The organism is Marinovum sp. PR37, assembly GCF_028807375.1.
GTDB classification, from domain to species: Bacteria; Pseudomonadota; Alphaproteobacteria; order Rhodobacterales; family Rhodobacteraceae; genus Marinovum; species Marinovum algicola.
Genome location: NZ_JARAML010000011.1, coordinates 73,622 through 89,957, shown reverse-complemented (window position 1 = coordinate 89,957; position 16,336 = coordinate 73,622). Strand labels below are relative to the sequence as shown.

At 66.3% G+C, this 16,336-nt stretch carries 14 protein-coding genes; 12 read left to right on the top strand and 2 right to left on the bottom strand.

Annotated elements, in window-relative coordinates; genetic code table 11:
• Positions 1-100 precede the first annotated feature (100 nt).
• From hpaR to PVW49_RS11395, 3 genes are all read left to right on the top strand, one after another.
• Complete coding sequence (gene hpaR, locus PVW49_RS11405; protein ID WP_048533131.1) at positions 101-553, top strand: homoprotocatechuate degradation operon regulator HpaR; 453 nt, start codon at positions 101-103, stop codon at positions 551-553.
• Between the two features lie 90 nt (positions 554-643).
• Positions 644-1,975, top strand: a complete 1,332-nt coding sequence (locus tag PVW49_RS11400) for a UDP-glucose dehydrogenase family protein (RefSeq protein WP_274590573.1) — start codon at positions 644-646, stop codon at positions 1,973-1,975.
• Positions 1,976-1,978: 3 nt separating this feature from the next.
• Positions 1,979-2,989, top strand: a complete 1,011-nt coding sequence (locus PVW49_RS11395; RefSeq protein WP_074835863.1) for an NAD-dependent epimerase/dehydratase family protein — start codon at positions 1,979-1,981, stop codon at positions 2,987-2,989.
• A 285-nt stretch (positions 2,990-3,274) separates the two neighbouring features.
• On the opposite strand, the gene katG is transcribed toward PVW49_RS11395, so the two are convergent.
• Positions 3,275-5,446 (bottom strand): catalase/peroxidase HPI, encoded by a 2,172-nt coding sequence (gene katG / locus PVW49_RS11390; RefSeq protein ID WP_274590572.1) that lies wholly within the window; start codon positions 5,444-5,446, stop codon positions 3,275-3,277.
• A gap of 154 nt (positions 5,447-5,600) precedes the next feature.
• Here katG and PVW49_RS11385 point away from each other — a divergent pair, with 154 nt between their 5' ends.
• The 7 genes from PVW49_RS11385 to PVW49_RS11355 all read left to right on the top strand — a co-directional run bounded on the left by PVW49_RS11385 (position 5,601) and on the right by PVW49_RS11355 (position 12,028).
• The gene (locus PVW49_RS11385) at positions 5,601-6,551 is read left to right on the top strand and encodes a hydrogen peroxide-inducible genes activator (RefSeq protein ID WP_274590571.1); all 951 of its coding nucleotides are present in this window, start codon (positions 5,601-5,603) and stop codon (positions 6,549-6,551) included.
• A 180-nt stretch (positions 6,552-6,731) separates the two neighbouring features.
• Complete coding sequence (locus PVW49_RS11380; protein WP_048533120.1) at positions 6,732-6,977, top strand: DUF4170 domain-containing protein; 246 nt, start codon at positions 6,732-6,734, stop codon at positions 6,975-6,977.
• Positions 6,978-7,012: 35 nt separating this feature from the next.
• On the top strand, positions 7,013-8,197 hold the full coding sequence (locus tag PVW49_RS11375; RefSeq protein WP_074835859.1) for a 3-deoxy-D-manno-octulosonic acid transferase: 1,185 nt from the start codon (positions 7,013-7,015) through the stop codon (positions 8,195-8,197).
• Positions 8,197-9,186, top strand: coding sequence for a tetraacyldisaccharide 4'-kinase (lpxK, locus tag PVW49_RS11370; RefSeq protein ID WP_074835857.1), 990 nt, complete (start codon positions 8,197-8,199; stop codon positions 9,184-9,186). Before PVW49_RS11375 ends, lpxK begins: the two co-directional genes overlap by 1 nt.
• A 165-nt stretch (positions 9,187-9,351) precedes the next feature.
• Positions 9,352-9,825, top strand: a complete 474-nt coding sequence (gene smpB / locus PVW49_RS11365) for an SsrA-binding protein SmpB (RefSeq protein ID WP_074835856.1) — start codon at positions 9,352-9,354, stop codon at positions 9,823-9,825.
• 155 nt (positions 9,826-9,980) lie between these two features.
• Positions 9,981-10,838 carry a 3-mercaptopyruvate sulfurtransferase gene (sseA, locus tag PVW49_RS11360; RefSeq protein ID WP_048533114.1) on the top strand — a complete coding sequence of 286 codons (858 nt, stop codon included), beginning with the start codon at positions 9,981-9,983 and terminating at the stop codon, positions 10,836-10,838.
• 5 nt (positions 10,839-10,843) lie between these two features.
• Entirely contained in the window at positions 10,844-12,028 is a 1,185-nt protein-coding gene (locus PVW49_RS11355) for an amino acid aminotransferase (RefSeq protein WP_274590570.1), read from the top strand.
• 122 nt (positions 12,029-12,150) lie between these two features.
• Here PVW49_RS11355 and PVW49_RS11350 read toward each other — a convergent pair whose 3' ends face one another.
• Entirely contained in the window at positions 12,151-14,313 is a 2,163-nt protein-coding gene (locus PVW49_RS11350; protein WP_170850521.1) for a transglycosylase domain-containing protein, read from the bottom strand.
• Positions 14,314-14,573: 260 nt separating this feature from the next.
• Between PVW49_RS11350 and PVW49_RS11345 the strand changes: the two genes are divergently transcribed.
• Together PVW49_RS11345 and PVW49_RS11340 are read left to right on the top strand one after the other, a co-directional pair.
• Positions 14,574-14,912, top strand: a complete 339-nt coding sequence (locus PVW49_RS11345) for a P-II family nitrogen regulator (protein WP_048533111.1) — start codon at positions 14,574-14,576, stop codon at positions 14,910-14,912.
• 27 nt (positions 14,913-14,939) lie between these two features.
• Positions 14,940-16,280 carry an ammonium transporter gene (locus tag PVW49_RS11340; RefSeq protein ID WP_048533109.1) on the top strand — a complete coding sequence of 447 codons (1,341 nt, stop codon included), beginning with the start codon at positions 14,940-14,942 and terminating at the stop codon, positions 16,278-16,280.
• The last annotated feature ends 56 nt before the right edge of the window (positions 16,281-16,336 follow it).

The following is a 16,336-nucleotide window of genomic DNA, read 5'->3' as shown; positions in this document are numbered from 1 at the left end:
GACGCTTGTGCTTTACGCTATCGCGGCTTACGGAAGCAAAAACGGTACCAATTGGCTCATTTTTGTGATCCGATGGCGTGGCAGGGAGTAAAAAAGCAATATGACGCAAGACGCCGCAGATTTTCCGCCAGTCGATTTGCCGCCCACCGATCAATCCTTGCCAATCGCTCTCTTGCGCGCCCGAGAGAGGTTGATGATCCCGATCCGCGAGGCCCTGCAAGTCACCGGCCTCACGGAACAGCAGTGGCGGCTCTTGCGGGTGCTTGAGGAATTCGGCCCTCAGGACGCCACCAAGCTGGCCGAGCGCGCCAGCCTTCTGATGCCCAGCCAGACCCGGATTGTGCAGAACCTGTCCGAAAAGGGCTATGTCACCCGCCGCACCAATCCCGAAGACCGCCGCAGGCAGGTGGTGTCGATCACCGCCGCGGGTCATCAGGTGCTGGTCAAGAACGCCCCCAAGGCGCGAGAAATCTCCGACGAGGTGGCGGCCGCCCTCGGCGAAGAGAAGGTCAAGATGCTGGTTTCGATCCTGGACGACATCATTCACATGTGATGCTCCGGTCCTGCGGCGCGACCCGAGGATTGGTCTTGCATCGTTGGCCGCGCTGCCGCAGAACGGCAGACATTCTGGCTGGAGGTTTTCATGAAGATCGCAATGCTCGGCACCGGTTACGTGGGGCTCGTCTCCGGCGTCTGTTTCTCGGATTTTGGCCATGAGGTGGTCTGTGTGGACAAGGATCCGCGCAAGATCGAAATGCTCAAGGCCGGCAAGGTTCCGATTTTCGAGCCCGGTCTCGACCGTCTGATGGCCACCAATGTCGAGGCAGGCCGGCTGACCTTCACCCTCGATCTGGCCGAGGCGCTGGACGGCGCGGATGCGGTGTTCATCGCCGTCGGCACGCCGACCCGGCGCGGCGATGGCCATGCCGATCTGACCTATGTGATGGCCGCGGCGCGAGAGATCGCCGGGACCGCCAAGGATTACATCGTGGTGGTCACCAAATCGACGGTCCCGGTCGGCACCAACCGCAAGGTGGCGCGGGAGCTGGCGGCGGCCAATCCCGATCTTCAATTCGACGTCGCCTCGAACCCCGAGTTCCTGCGCGAAGGCGCGGCGATCGACGATTTCATGAAGCCCGACCGGGTGGTCGTCGGCGTCCAGACCGAGCGCGCGGCGCAGGTCATGGCCGAGATCTACCGGCCGCTCTTCCTGCGCGATTTTCCGATCGTCACCACCGATCTCGAGTCGGCCGAGATGATCAAATACGCCGCCAATGCCTTTCTCGCCACCAAGATCACCTTCATCAACGAAATCGCCGCGCTTTGCGAAAAGGTCGGCGCCGACGTCAAGCAGGTGTCCAAGGGCATGGGCCTCGACGGCCGCATCGGCAACAAGTTCCTGCATGCCGGCCCCGGCTATGGCGGGTCCTGCTTTCCCAAGGATACCAAGGCGCTGGCCCGGATCGGCCAGGAACACGCCAGCCCGATGCAGATCACCGAGGCGGTCATCCAGATCAACGAGGAGGTCAAGCGCCGCATGGTCGAGAAGTTGCGCGACCTCTGCGACGGCAGCTTCAACGGCAAGACCGTCGCCGTGCTCGGCGTGACCTTCAAGCCCAATACCGACGACATGCGCGACGCGCCGTCGCTGACCATCGTGCCGGCGCTGGTGGGCGGTGGCGCCAGGGTGCGGGTCACCGATCCGCAGGGCCGCCACGAAGGCGAGGCGCTCTTGCCCGGCGTCGAATGGTGCGCCGATGCCTATGAGGCCGCGGACAAGGCCGATGTGGTGGTGATCCTGACCGAGTGGAACGAGTTCCGCGCGCTGGATCTCGAGCGGATCGCCGGCGGCATGGTGACGCCGCGCATGGCCGATCTGCGCAATATCTACTCCGAGGCGGTTGCGCTTGGCGCGGGCTTTGCCGAATACACCTCGATCGGGCGCGGCCGGGAAGCCAGCGCGCAGGCGGGCTGAGCCATGCCCAAGGCGCTGGTCACCGGCTCGGCCGGCTTCATCGGCTTTCATCTGTGCCAGCGGCTACTCGCCGATGGCTACGAGGTCATCGGCCTCGACGCGATGACCGATTACTACGACGTCACGCTGAAGCAGCGCCGGCAGGCGATGCTGTTGCAGGCCCCGGGGTTTCGCGCCGTCACCGACCGGATCGAGCGCGACGGGGTGCTGCAAGAGCTGATCGCGGCGGAGCGGCCGGATGTGATCGTGCATCTCGCCGCCCAGGCCGGGGTGCGTTATTCCATCGACAACCCGCAGAGCTATGTCGAGGCCAACCTGATCGGCACCTTCAAGCTGCTGGAAGCGGTGCGCGCTACGCCCTGCGCGCATCTTTTGATGGCCTCGACTTCTTCGGTCTATGGCGCCAATACCGAGATGCCTTATGCCGAGGGGCACAAGGCCGATACCCAGATGTCGTTTTACGCCGCCACCAAGAAGGCGAACGAGGCGATGGGCCATTCTTATGCCCATCTCTACGACCTGCCGATCACCATGTTCCGCTTCTTCACCGTCTACGGGCCCTGGGGGCGGCCGGACATGGCGCTGTTCAAGTTCACCAAGGCGATCCTGAACGGCGAGGCGATCGACGTCTACAACCACGGCGACATGCGCCGTGATTTCACCTATATCGACGATCTGGTCCAAGGTATCCGCCTGCTGATCGATGCGGTGCCGGAACGGCCCGGGGATGGCGTCGTGGCCGATGGCGACAGCCTGTCGCCGGTGGCGCCGTTCCGGGTGGTGAACATCGGCAATTCCGAGCCGGTGCAGCTTCTGGCTTTCATCGAGGCGATCGAAGCGGCCATCGGGCAGAAGGCCAGGCGCAACTACATGGAGATGCAGCCCGGCGACGTGCCCGCCACCTGGGCCGACGCCTCGCTGTTGCAGACCCTGACCGGGCACCGCCCGCAGACCGACGTGACAGCCGGCGTCGCGGCTTTTGTGGACTGGTATCGGGACTACTACGGGGTGTGACCCGTTCGCCCCCGCGCCCCGGGCCCGACCCGGGGCCCCTTGGTTCCGGGCGCGCGGTCCCGGAGCGGGGTCCGGGACGGGTGGTTTGCGGCAAGGACGCTGCGCAGACGGTCACGCGGCGCGGTGAGGCGGCTACGGTTTTCCAGCAAACAGGGGAGCATCTTCGCGCCCCGGGCCTGACCCGGGGCCTCTTGGTTCCGGGCGCGCGGTCCCGGAGCGGGGTCCGGGACGCGAGGGTTTCGGGGCGCGCCGTCCGGGGCTTGCACGGGCGACGCGCGTCTTGGCTCAGGCCGCCGCTTCGAGGTCGAAGCGGTCGGCGTTCATTACCTTGGTCCAGGCCGCGACGAAGTCACGCGCGAATTTCTCGGCGTGGTCGTCCTGGGCATACAGTTCGCAATAGGCCCGCAGGATCGAGTTTGACCCGAAGACCAGATCGAGCCGGGTGGCGGTCCATTTCTCTTCGCCGGTCTTGCGGTCGATGATCGCATAGGAGCCGTCGTCCTTCTTCTCCCAGCGGTTCGACATGTCGGTCAGGTTGACAAAGAAGTCCTGAACCAGCGCGCCTTCGCGGTCGGTGAACACCCCGTGCTTGCTGCCGCCGTGGTTGGTGCCCAGCATCCGCATGCCGCCGACCAGTACGGTCATCTCCGGCGCGGTCAGGCCGAGAAGCTGGCTGCGGTCGACCAGAAGCTCCTCGGGCGGCACCCCGAGATCCTCCTTCAGCCAGTTGCGATAGCCATCGGCGAAGGGCTCCAGCGGATTGAAGCTCTCGGCGTCGGTCATCGCTTCGCTGGCATCGCCCCGGCCCGGGGCGAAGGGCACGTCGACGGTCAGGCCGGCGGCGGCGATGGCCTTTTCGATCCCGACATTGCCGCCCAGAACGATGGCGTCCGCGAGCGAGGCCCCGGCGTCCTTGGCCAGCGGCGCGAGGGTGTCCAGCACCCGGGCCAGACGCTCCGGCTCGTTGCCTTGCCAGTCCTTCTGCGGCGCAAAGCGGATGCGCGCGCCATTGGCGCCGCCGCGCAGGTCCGAGCCGCGGTAGGTGCGCGCGGCGTCCCAGGCGGTTGAGACCAGCTCGGAGACCGACAATCCGCTGTCGGCGATGCTGGCTTTCAGCGCCGCGACGTCATAATCGGTCGCGCCGGCGGGGATCGGGTCCTGCCAGATCAGGTCTTCCTGCGGCACATCGGGCCCGATGTAGCGCACCTTGGGGCCCATGTCGCGGTGGGTCAGCTTGAACCAGGCGCGGGCGAAGGTGTCCTTGAAATACTCGGGATCGGCCATGAACTTCTGGCAGATCTCGTTGTAGATCGGGTCAACCTTCATTGCCATGTCGGCATCCGTCATCATCGGCATGGTGCGCTTGGACGGGTCCGAGGCATCGACAGGCATGTCCTCTTCGCGGATGTCCACCGGCTTCCACTGCTTCGCCCCGGCGGGAGATTCGGTCAGCTCCCACTCGTAGCCGAAGAGCATGTCGAAATAGCCCATGTCGAATTTGGTGGGATCGGCGGTCCAGGCCCCCTCGATCCCCGAAGAGATGGCGTTCGACGCCTTGCCGCCCTGGTTCTGGTTGACCCAGCCAAAGCCCTGCGCCTCGACGCCGGCCGCTTCCGGGTCCGGTCCGAGGGTCGAGGCGTCGCCCGCGCCATGTGCCTTGCCGATCGAGTGGCCGCCGGCGGTCAGCGCCGCGGTTTCCTCGTCGTTCATCGCCATGCGGGCAAAGGTTTCCCGCACATGCAGCGCGCTGCGCGCCGGATCGGGGTTGCCGTTGACGCCCTCGGGATTGACGTAGATCAGCCCCATCTGCACCGCCGCCAGCGGGCCGGTCATGGTGCCCGGATCTTCGATATCGCCGTAGCGTTCGTCCGACGGCGCCAGCCATTCCTTTTCCTCGCCCCAGAAAACATCGTTCTCGGGGTGCCAAATGTCCTCGCGGCCGAAGGCAAAGCCAAAGGTCTTCAGGCCCATGGATTCATAAGCCATGTTGCCGGCGAGGATCATCAGGTCGGCCCAGGAGATCCTGTTGCCGTATTTCTTCTTGATCGGCCAGAGCAGGCGGCGTGCCTTGTCGAGGCTGACGTTGTCGGGCCAGGAATTGAGCGGCGCAAAACGCTGGTTACCGGTGTTGCCACCGCCGCGACCGTCAGAGAGGCGATAGGAACCGGCCGAGTGCCAGGCCATCCGCACCATCAGCCCGCCATAGTGGCCCCAGTCCGCCGGCCACCAGTCCTGGCTGTCGGTCAGGAGCGCTTCGACGTCCTTTTTCAAGGCGTCGACATCGAGCTTTTTCAGCTCTTCGCGATAGTCGAAATCCTTGGGCATCGGATTCACTTTGGCATCGTGCTGATGCAGGATGTCGAGGTTGAGCGCGTTCGGCCACCAGTCGCGCGAGCGGCGCCCGGCCGGGCTGCTGCCATGCATCACCGGGCATTTGCCCATATCGTTACCGTCCATGTCCTTGTCTCCCATGATTGGCTGTCGTGACTTGCTTGTCAGGCACCCAACCGGTTTTCGCCACGCGGCGAATCCGGCTGGTCTGACGCGAGGCTAACAAAGGATTTCGATACAAGAAAATTGTATTTACGGATCGTTGTGATAAATAAATCTTATGATCAATCTGACCCTGAGACAATTGCGCTATTTCGAGGCGCTGGCACAGCACGGCCATTTCGGCCAGGCGGCGGCAGCCTGTTCGGTGTCACAGCCGGCCTTGTCGGTGCAGATCAAGGACATGGAGGAAACTCTCGGGGCGCCGCTCTTCGAGCGCGGCACCCGGCAGGCGCGGCTGACCGGCTTCGGCGAGGCGCTGGCGCCCAGGGTGCGCGAGATCCTCGGCGCGGTGGACGAGCTGGGCGAGATGGCGCGGGCGACGCGCGGGCGGCTGATCGGGCGGCTCAGGATCGGGGTGATCCCCACCGTCGCGCCCTATCTGCTGCCCCGGGTGATCGCCGCGCTGACCCGGGGGTATCCCGGCATCGACCTGCACATCCGCGAGACCCTGACCGAGACGCTGATCGACGAGCTGACCGGCGGCCGGATCGATTGCGCCATCGTTGCCCTGCCGATCTCGGAAAGCGGGTTGACCGAGGTGGCGCTGTTCGATGAGGATTTCATGCTGGTGCGGCCCCGGGCGGATGCGGACAAGCCTGTGCCAGACCGCGAAAAACTGCGCGAGATGCGGCTCTTGCTGCTGGAAGAGGGGCATTGCTTCCGCGATCAGGCGCTCAGCTTCTGCAATATCCGCTCGGCGCTGTCGCGCGATGGGCTGGACGGCTCGTCGCTGACCACGCTGGTGCAGATGGTGGGCGCCGGCATCGGCGTGACGCTGATCCCCGAGATGGCGGTCGCGGTCGAGACCCGATCGGCCGATGTCGCGGTCTCGGCTTTCACCGAGGTCCGGCCCTCGCGCACCATCGGCATGATCTGGCGCAAGACCTCGCCGCTGGCGGCACAGCTCGCCGAACTGGCCACGGTGGTGCGCGCGGCGGGCACAGGGGCCGCCCGAGAGACCCGACCCGGGTCTGCCCCGGGTCCTCGTGGCCCCGGGGGCGCGGGCTGAAACGGCATGCAACGCGGCGCGAGCCCCCGGCGCGCTGGGCGGGAGGGGGCGAGGCATGGCGGGAAGGTTCGGGGCTGGAGCCGGTTTGCGGCGCCGGCGGAGGGCGAGATCCCGGCACCTTGACCCCGGCCCCTGCGGCGGTAGGTTCTGGGGCACATCACCGGCCAAAAGGAACCCTGAATGACCCAGCGTCTGCACCTTGTCTTTGGCGGCGAGCTTGTCGATCCCTCGGGAACCACCTTCAAGAACGTCGACGACATCCATGTCGTGGGAATTTTCCCCGATTACCAGACCGCCTACAATGCCTGGAAGGCCGAGGCCCAGCGCACGGTGGACAATGCCCACATGCGCTATTTCATTTCGCATCTGCACCGGATGCTGGACGAAGAGGCCGAAGGCTCGCCGACCGAAGAGGTTGAAAACTGACAGATCAGCCGCGCCCCCTGACCGTTCAGGCCCATATGGCCTGGGCCCGCCGCCGCGAGCGGCAGGACAGGATCTATCCGCCCCGGCCGCCGGGGCTTCTGGTCTGGGTCCATGCCACACGTGGCGAGCGCATCTCGGCCATCATGCAGCTGGCCGCGCGGTTGATCTCGCAGCGGTCGAATGCCTACGTGCTGGTCACCCTGGCCCCCGGCGTGACCGGGCCGAAACGGTTGAAGAAACAGATCATCATGGTGCCGGCCCCCGGCCTGCACCCCGAGGACATGCGCGAGTTTCTGGCGCATTGGCGGCCCGAGCTCTGCCTGTGGACCTGTGGCGATCTGGTGACCTCGCATGTGGTGACGGTGGCCGAGGCCGGGCTGGCGCTGTACCTGGTGGATGCACGCGAGGACGGGTTCGACACCCGTCCGGTGCCGCTGCTGCCCGACCCGGCGCCGGTGCTGCTGGAATATTTCACCGCGGTCATGGCCTCGGACGCCAATGCCGCACGGCGGCTGCGCAAGCTCGGCATGGCCGAGGAAGACCTGACCATCACCGGACCGCTGCAAGAGGGCAGCGCCGCGATCGGCTGCAACCAGACCGACCTGGCCGATATGCGCTCCGCCATCGGCACCCGGCCGGTCTGGCTGGCGGCGATGGTGCAGCCGGAAGAGCTGACCACGGTATTGCGCGCCCATCGCGCGGTCTCGTCCTGGGCGCATCGGCTGCTGTTGATCATCGTGCCGGACAAGCCCGAGATGGGCGATGACATGGCAAGACGGATGGAGCGCGGCGGCATGAGTTTCACCCGCTGGTCCGACAGCGAGTTTCCCGACGAGACAACCGAGGTGCATCTCGCCGACACCTACGGCGAGATGGGCCTGTGGTATCGGCTGTCGCCGATCTCCTTCATGGCCTCGTCGCTGGTGGCCGGGCATGGCGGCTGCGATCCGTTCGAGCCGGCGGCGCTGGGCTCGGCGATCCTCTACGGCCCCAACATCGGCCGGCATCTGCACGCCTATTCGCGCCTGGCCGAGGCCGGTGCGGCGCGAATCGTGCGCGACACCGACACGCTGACCACGGCGCTCAAGCAGCTGGTGGCCCCCGACCGGGCGGCGGCGATGTCGCTGGCCGCCTGGGAGATCGTGTCGGAGGGTGCGCAGGTGTCGGACCGGATCATGGACCTGATTCAGGACGCGCTCGACCTGGCCGAGGTGACCTGATGCGCGCGCCCGGCTTCTGGTTTACCCCGCCGGACCGGCTGGCTCTGGCGGCGCGCGCGCTGGCGCCGCTCGGCGCGCTGACCGCGCGGGCGACGGCGCGGCGGGTGGCGCGGGCGCCCGATCTGCGCGCCGAGGTGCCGGTGATCTGCGTCGGCAACCTCAATGCCGGCGGCACCGGCAAGACGCCGACGACGATGGACCTGCTGATGCGGCTGAGGGCGCGGGGGCGCCGACCGGTCGTTCTGTCGCGCGGCCACGGCGGCGCGCTGGAAGGGCCGGTCGTGGTCGATCCCAAGCGCCACGGCGCGGCGGATGTCGGCGATGAGCCGCTGTTGCTTGCGGCCTTTGCGCCGGTGGTGGTGGCGCGCGACCGGGCGGCGGGCGCCCGGCTGGCGGTGGCGGACGGCGCCGATGTTCTGGTGATGGACGACGGGTTCCAGAACCCGGGGCTGGCCAAGGACCTGTCTCTGGTGGTGGTGGATGCGGCCAAGGGCTTCGGCAACGGGCGGTGCCTGCCGGCGGGGCCGCTGCGCGAGCCGGTGGCGGCGGGGCTGGCGCGCGCCGATCTGCTGCTGTCGATTGGCGGGGCGGCGGCGCAGGCCGAGTTTCGCGCCACCTGGGGCGGGGCGATCAGCGTGCCGCATGTGACCGGCCGGCTGGAGCCCTTGCAGACCGGCATGGACTGGCAGGGGCTGCCGGTTCTGGCCTTTGCCGGGATCGGCCATCCGGAAAAGTTCTTTGCCACGCTGCGGGCGCTTGGCGCCGATCTGCGGCGCGGCGAGGCGCTGGAGGATCACCAGCCGCTGACCGCGGCCTTGATGGCGCGGCTCGAGGCGGAGGCGGCGGCGCAGGGGGCGCAGCTGGTCTGCACCGAGAAGGATGCGGTGCGCTTGCCGGCGGAGTTCCGGCAGAAGGTGCTGACCGTGCCGGTGCGTTTGGCGATTGCCGAGGATGCGGCTTTGGAGGCGGCGCTGGACCGGGCGCTGTAGCCCGACCCGCCCCGTCGCGCCAAAGGTGCACCGGCGATGATCGGCGCGCCACCCCGCCGATCGGCAACCGCGCGACTTGCGCTCCGGGGTGCGCAGCTCCTGTTTGACCCGTCTGCCATCAAGCCCTTGATGGACACGCCCCGCCGCCCGATATAGTCAGGTCCAATGGCCAAGAAGAAACAGACCGATCCGAACTACAAGGTGCTCGCGGAAAACCGCCGGGCCCGCTACGATTATGCCATCGCCGATGACGTCGAATGCGGCATGATCCTCACCGGTTCCGAGGTCAAATCCCTGCGCGAAACCTCGGCCAATATCGCCGAGAGCTATGCCGCCGTCGAGGATGGCGAGCTCTGGCTGGTGAACTCCTATATCGCGCCTTACGACCGTGCGATGTTTCCGCATGAAGAGCGCCGCCGCCGCAAGCTTCTGGTCTCCCGGAAGGAGCTGTCGCGGCTGTGGAACGAGACCCAGCGCAAGGGCATGACCCTGGTGCCGCTGGTGCTCTATTTCAACCACAAGGGTCTGGCCAAGCTCAAGATCGGCATCGCCAAGGGCAAGAAGAACTACGACAAGCGGGCGACCGATGCCAAGCGCGACTGGAACCGGCAGAAACAGAGGTTGCTGAAGGACGGCTAGGCCAGCGCCGCCCGGCACGCCGGCGCGGTGACAGGTCATCGCCCTCGCCGCGCCCGCACTGTGGCGGCGGGCGATGCGGGGCTGACCGGACAGCCCACTTGTCTCCTTCCCTGGGCTTGGATAGGAAGGGCCAATCGCATTTTTCAGGGGGCTTCATGGCGCAGGACGATCCCGGAACGCTGGTCTCGACCGACTGGTTGGCGCAACATCTCAAGGATCCGGATCTTCGCATCCTGGATGCCAGCTGGCACATGCCGGACGCCGGCCGTGACGCCCGTGCCGAATACGAGGCCGGGCATATCCCCGGCGCGCGTTTTTTCGACATCGACGAGATCAGCGACGCCCGTTCGGACCTGCCGCACATGGTGCCGCCGGTCGAGAAATTCATGAGCCGGATGCGCAGCCTGGGCGTCGGTGACGGCCATCAGGTGGTGGTCTATGACAGCACCGGCCTGTTCTCGGCGGCGCGGGTCTGGTGGCTGTTCCGGCTGATGGGCCAGGACAATATCGCCGTGCTCGACGGCGGTCTGCCGAAATGGCAGGCCGAGGGCCGCGAGATCGAGGACATGGCGCCGGTGATCCGTGACCGCCACATGACGGTGCGGGTGCAGAACGGCCTCGTGCGCGATGTCACCCAGGTCAGCGCTGCGGCCAAGCTGGGCACCCATGCCATCGTCGACGCCCGCAGCCCGACGCGCTTTACCGGCGAGACGCCGGAGCCGCGCGAGGGGCTGCGCTCGGGCCATATCCCCGGCGCGCGCAACGTGCATTACGCCAGCCTGCTGAATGCCGATGGCACCATGAAATCACCCGACGAGACCCGCGCCATCTTCGAGGCGGCGGGGGTCGATCTGTCCAAACCGGTCATTACCTCCTGCGGGTCCGGCGTGACGGCGGCGATCCTGTCGCTGGCACTGGAACGCATGGGGAAGGCCGATCATTCGCTTTATGACGGCTCCTGGGCCGAGTGGGGGCAATTCCCCACCGTGCCCGTTGCCACTGGAGAGGCCTGACGCCCATGCTGTCACATCTGACCGATCAACCCGCCGACAAGATCCTCGAGTTGATGAAGCTCTATCGCGACGATCCCCGGCCGCAAAAGATCGACCTCGGGGTCGGCGTCTACAAGGATGCCGACGGCAAGACGCCGATCTTTCGCGCCATCAAGGCGGCGGAAAAGAAACTCTGGGAGCAGGAAGAGACCAAGAGCTATGTCGGGCTGATCGGCGATCCGGCGTACCGCGATGCGCTGGCCGGTCTGATCCTCGGCGACGCGGTGCCCAGCGACAAAATCGCCGGCGCGGCGACGCCCGGCGGCACCGGCGCGGTGCGCCAGTGCTTCGAGCTGGCGCGGATGGCCAACCCGGACGTGCGGGTCTGGGTCTCCGATCCGACCTGGCCGAACCACCTGTCGATCCTCAAGTTTATGGGGCTGCCGACGCAATCCTATCGCTATTTCGACAGCGAGACCCGGGCGGTGGATTTCGACGGCATGATGGCCGATCTGGCCGAGGCGCAACCCGGCGACCTGGTGCTGCTGCACGGCTGCTGCCACAACCCGACCGGGGCCAACCTGAACATGTCGCAATGGCAGGCGGTGGTCGACCTGCTCTTGAAGACCGGCGCGACGCCGATGATCGACATCGCCTATCAGGGCTTTGGCGACGGCCCGGATGCGGATGCGGCGGGCACCCGGCTGGTGGCCTCTTCGGTGCCCGAGCTGCTGATCGCGGCCTCCTGCTCGAAGAACTTCGGCATCTACCGCGAGCGCGCGGGCCTCGCCCTGGCGATCAGCCAGGAGGCGGCGCGGCGCGACACGCACGAAGGCGCGCTGGCCTTCCTCAACCGGCAGAACTTCTCCTTCCCGCCGGATCACGGCACGCGGCTGGTGACGCTGGTGCTGACCGATCCCGATCTGCGCGCCGACTGGGCGTCCGAGCTGGAGGACATCCGGCTGGGCATGCTCAAGCTGCGCGAGCAGCTGGCGGCGGAATTGCAGGCGGCCTCAGGCTCGGACCGCTTCGGCTTTGTCGCCGAACACCGTGGCATGTTCTCGCGCCTCGGCACCACCCCGGAGATGGTCGAACGTCTGCGCGAGGATCACGCGATCTACATGGTGGGCGACAGCCGGATGAACATCGCCGGGCTCAACGCCCACACCGTTCCCGTGCTGGCCAAGGCCATCGTCGACACCGGCATCTGAGGCCTTGCGGGGGCAGGGGGCTCTGCCCCCGTCCGGCAGAGCCGGACTCCCCCGAGGGTATTTTGAGCAAGAGGAAAGCAAGGGCCGGTCCGTCAGGGGCCGGCCCGCTATGTTTGTCGGGTTCAGTTGCCGCCGAACAGGTCGCGCAGCACCTGTTGCAGCACCGTCTCGGCGAGGTTCTCGGCCGGCGCCCGGCGGCGCGGCTGCTGTTGTTCGGGTTGCGGCTCGGGCGCCGGGGCGGCCGGCACATCCATCGGCAGCTCGCGCACCGGCAGGCCTTCGTGCACCCGCCGCATGGTCTCGTGCCAGATCGCGGCCGGCAGCCCGCCGCCGGTCACGCCGGTCAACGGCGTGTTGTCGTCATACCCCATCCAGACGCCGGCGACGTAATCGGCGGTGAACCCGATGAACCAGGCGTCGCGCGCGGCTTGCGTGGTGCCGGTCTTGCCCGCAGCCGGACGGTCCGGCAGGGCGGCGCGGCGGCCGGAGCCTTCCGAGACCACCTTTTCCATCATGTAGACCAGCGCGCGCGCGGCTTCCTTCTGGATCACCCGTTCGCCGATGCCGCCGGTGGCGTCCATCATCGGGACGTCCTCGCCCAGCAGCTTCAGCTCGACCAGGCCATAAGGCGTCACCGCCGAGCCGCCGTTGAGGATACCGGCATAGGCGCCGACCATCTCGATCAGCGTCGATTCCGAGGCCCCCAGCGCCATCGCCGGCGTGTCGGCCAGGGTGCTGTCGATGCCGAAATCGCGCGCCACCTTCTGCACCAGGTCACGGCCCAGCGCCTCGGAAATCTTGACGGCGGGGATGTTGAGCGAGTTCTTCAGCGCCTCGGTCAGCGTCACCGTGCCCTTGAAGTCGTTGGTGTAGTTCTTCGGGCACCACTCGCCGGACCCGGGAATGTCCATGCAGAACGGCTCGTCGCGGACCTTGTCGAAGGGCGAATAACCCATCTCCATGGCGGTGGCATAGACAAAGGGCTTGAAGGACGAGCCGGTCTGCCGCTGGGCCTGGGTGGCGCGGTTGAAGACGCCCGACACCCGCGTCCTGCGGCCGCCCACCATGCCGCGCACCGCGCCATCGGCCGACATCACCACGATCGCGGCTTGGGCCTTGGAGCCTTCGCGCACGTTGTTTTCGAAGATCTGGATCATCGCCTCTTCGGCCGCGCGCTGGATGCGCTGGTCGAGCGTGGTGCGGATGATCACGTCCTCGGTGGTGTTGCGGGTAAAGAACTCGGGGCCCGACGCCATGACCCAATCCGCGAAATAACCGCCGGCTTCGGCCTCGGCCGCCTCGGACAGCACCGCCGGGTTGGCCTGGGCGCGATCGGCCTCGGCCTTGTCCAGATAGCCCTGTTCCTCCATCAGCCGGATCACCGTCGCGGCGCGGCGCTGCGACCGCTCGAGGTCGTTGGTCGGCGCATAGCGCGACGGCGCCACCAGCAGCCCGGCCAGCATCGCCGCCTCGGCCGGTTCCACCTCATTGGCGGATTTGCCGAAGTAGCGCTGGCTGGCGGCCTCGAATCCGCGCGAGCCTTCGCCGAGGAAGGCGCGATTGAGATAGACCGTCAGGATCTCGTTCTTGGAATATTTGACCTCCATGGCGATGGCATAGGTCGCTTCCTTGATCTTGCGCCAGAGCGAGCTTTCGCGGCAATCGGCCTCGTAGGCGCGTTCGCTCTCCCAGTCCTTTTCGTTGTAGGGGGTGCCGAGGCACAGCAGCTTGGCGGTCTGCTGGGTGATGGTCGAGCCGCCGTGGCCCGACAGCGGCCCGCGCCCTTCGCTGAGGTTGATGCGAATGGCGCTGGCCACGCCGCGGGGCGAGACTCCCAGGTGGTTATGGAAGCGGCGGTCCTCGGTGGCCACCACGGCGTTGCGCAGATGCGGGCTGACGGTCTCGGCATCGATGGCGCCGCCGAACTGTTCGCCGCGCCAGGCAAAGACCTCGCCGGTGTTGTCGAGCATGGTGACGGAGCCACGGGCCCGGCCGTCAAGCAGCGCCTGCACCGGGGGCAGGGTGGAATAGTAATAGGCCACGCCGCCGCCGATCAGCAGGGCGATCACCGCGGCCACCCGCACCGCCGCCTTCCAGAGCAGCCCGAAGACCCAGCGCAGCATCATCGACAGATAGCCGACAGGCCCTCGCCGCACCGGTTTGCGGCTGGGCCGGGCCGTGCGTTTGCGGCTCTTGGGCGGTGTCTTGCCCGAAGGGGCGCCGGATTTTCCGGGGTACCTCTTTTCCGCCACCAACCGCGGTTTCCGACGACCGGAATCACTCATGTCACTAACCTGCTCGGGATTATCGCTTTGCACCCAAATTAGCGGTTTCGACCCGAAATGTTGAGAGCATGCGACCGATCCCACCGTTTATTTACTGACTAATTTTTAATCACGCCACAGCGATTGTGCAAAAATTGTGCAAACGCCGATGTTTTCGCCGTCTTTTACTGCACTGAAAACTTCACCAACACCCTGAAGCACCGTTTTTCTGCATCTGCGAAATCCGCGGGCCCCGGGCTCGCTTACCGAAAGGGAAGAACGTGAAACTCATCATTGCGACAATCAAGCCGTTCAAGCTTGAAGAAGTGCGCGAGGCGCTGACCGGCATCGGCGTGCGCGGCATGATGGTGACCGAGATCAAGGGCTTCGGCTCGCAGTCCGGGCACACCGAGATTTACCGTGGCGCGGAATACGCCGTGAACTTCGTGCCCAAGATCAAGCTCGAAATCGTCGTGTCCGCCGCCATGGCCGACCAGGTTGTCGAGACCATCACCAGCACCGCCCAGACCGGCAAGATCGGCGACGGCAAGATTTTTGTGCTCGACGTGGCACAGGCCGTGCGCGTGCGCACCGGCGAAACGAACGACGACGCGCTGTAAGCGCAGCGGACATAGGGGATAGACCACATGAAAACTCTTACCAAACTGGGACTTGCCGCCGCGTTGATCGCCGCGCCCAGCCTCGGGCTTGCCCAGGATGACGGCCCGGTGCCCGGCGTGAACGCCGCGACCGACAGCGTCTTCATCTTCAATTCGCTGCTGTTTCTGATCGGTGGCTTTCTTGTCTTCTGGATGGCCGCGGGTTTCGCCATGCTCGAGGCGGGTCTCGTGCGCGCCAAGAACGTGACCATGCAGCTGACCAAGAACATCGCGCTGTTTTCCTTTGCCGCGATCTTCTACTACCTGATCGGCTACAACCTGATGTACCCGCTGGGCACATGGGCGATTGACGGCATCCTGTCGGGCGTCTGGGGCCCCGGCGTGCTCGAGGCCGTGGGCGTGACCGCCGATGCGGCGGATGACTACGGCTATGCCTCGACCGGCTCGGACTTCTTCTTTCAGCTGATGTTCTGCGCCGCCACCGCCTCGATCGTGTCGGGTGCGCTGGCCGAACGCATCAAGCTCTGGCCCTTCCTGATCTTTACCGTGATCCTGACCTCGATCATCTATCCGTTGCAGGCGTCGTGGAAATGGGGTGGCGGCTTCCTGGATGCGATGGGCTTCCTCGATTTCGCCGGTTCGACCGTGGTGCACTCGGTCGGTGGCTGGGCCGCTCTGGCCGGCGCGCTGATCCTCGGGCCGCGTATCGGCAAATACACCAAGGACGGCAAGACCGTGCCGATCCCGGGCCACAACCTGGCTCTGGCAACCCTCGGCACCTTCATCTTGTGGCTCGGTTGGTTCGGTTTCAATGGCGGCTCGCAGCTGGCCATGGGCACCGTGGGTGACGTCGCCGACGTGTCGCGCATCTTTGCCAACACCAACACCGCCGCGGCCGGTGGCGCCATCGCCGCGCTGATCCTGACCCAGGTACTCTACAAGAAGCCGGACCTGACCATGGTGCTCAACGGCGCGCTGGCGGGCCTGGTCTCGATTACCGCAGAGCCGCTGACCCCGACGCTCGGTGCCGCGACCCTGATCGGTGCGGTCGGCGGCGTGATCGTGGTCTTTGCGGTGCCGTTCCTCGACAAGCTCAAGATCGACGACGTGGTCGGCGCCATCCCGGTGCACCTCTTCGCCGGCGTCTGGGGCACCATTGCCGTGGTCTTCACCAATGGCGACGCCTCGCTGGGCACGCAGCTCTATTCCATCATCGTGGTCGGTATCTTCGTCTTCGTGGTCTCGAGCGTGATCTGGTTCATCCTCAAAACCACCGTGGGCATCCGCGTCGGCGAGGAAGAAGAGATCAACGGTCTCGACATGGCCGAGCTGGGCATGGAAGCCTACCCGGAATTCTCCAAGGGCTAAGCCCGGAGTGACAGGACTGAGAGGCCCGGGTGGAAACGCCCGGGCCTTTTTCATGT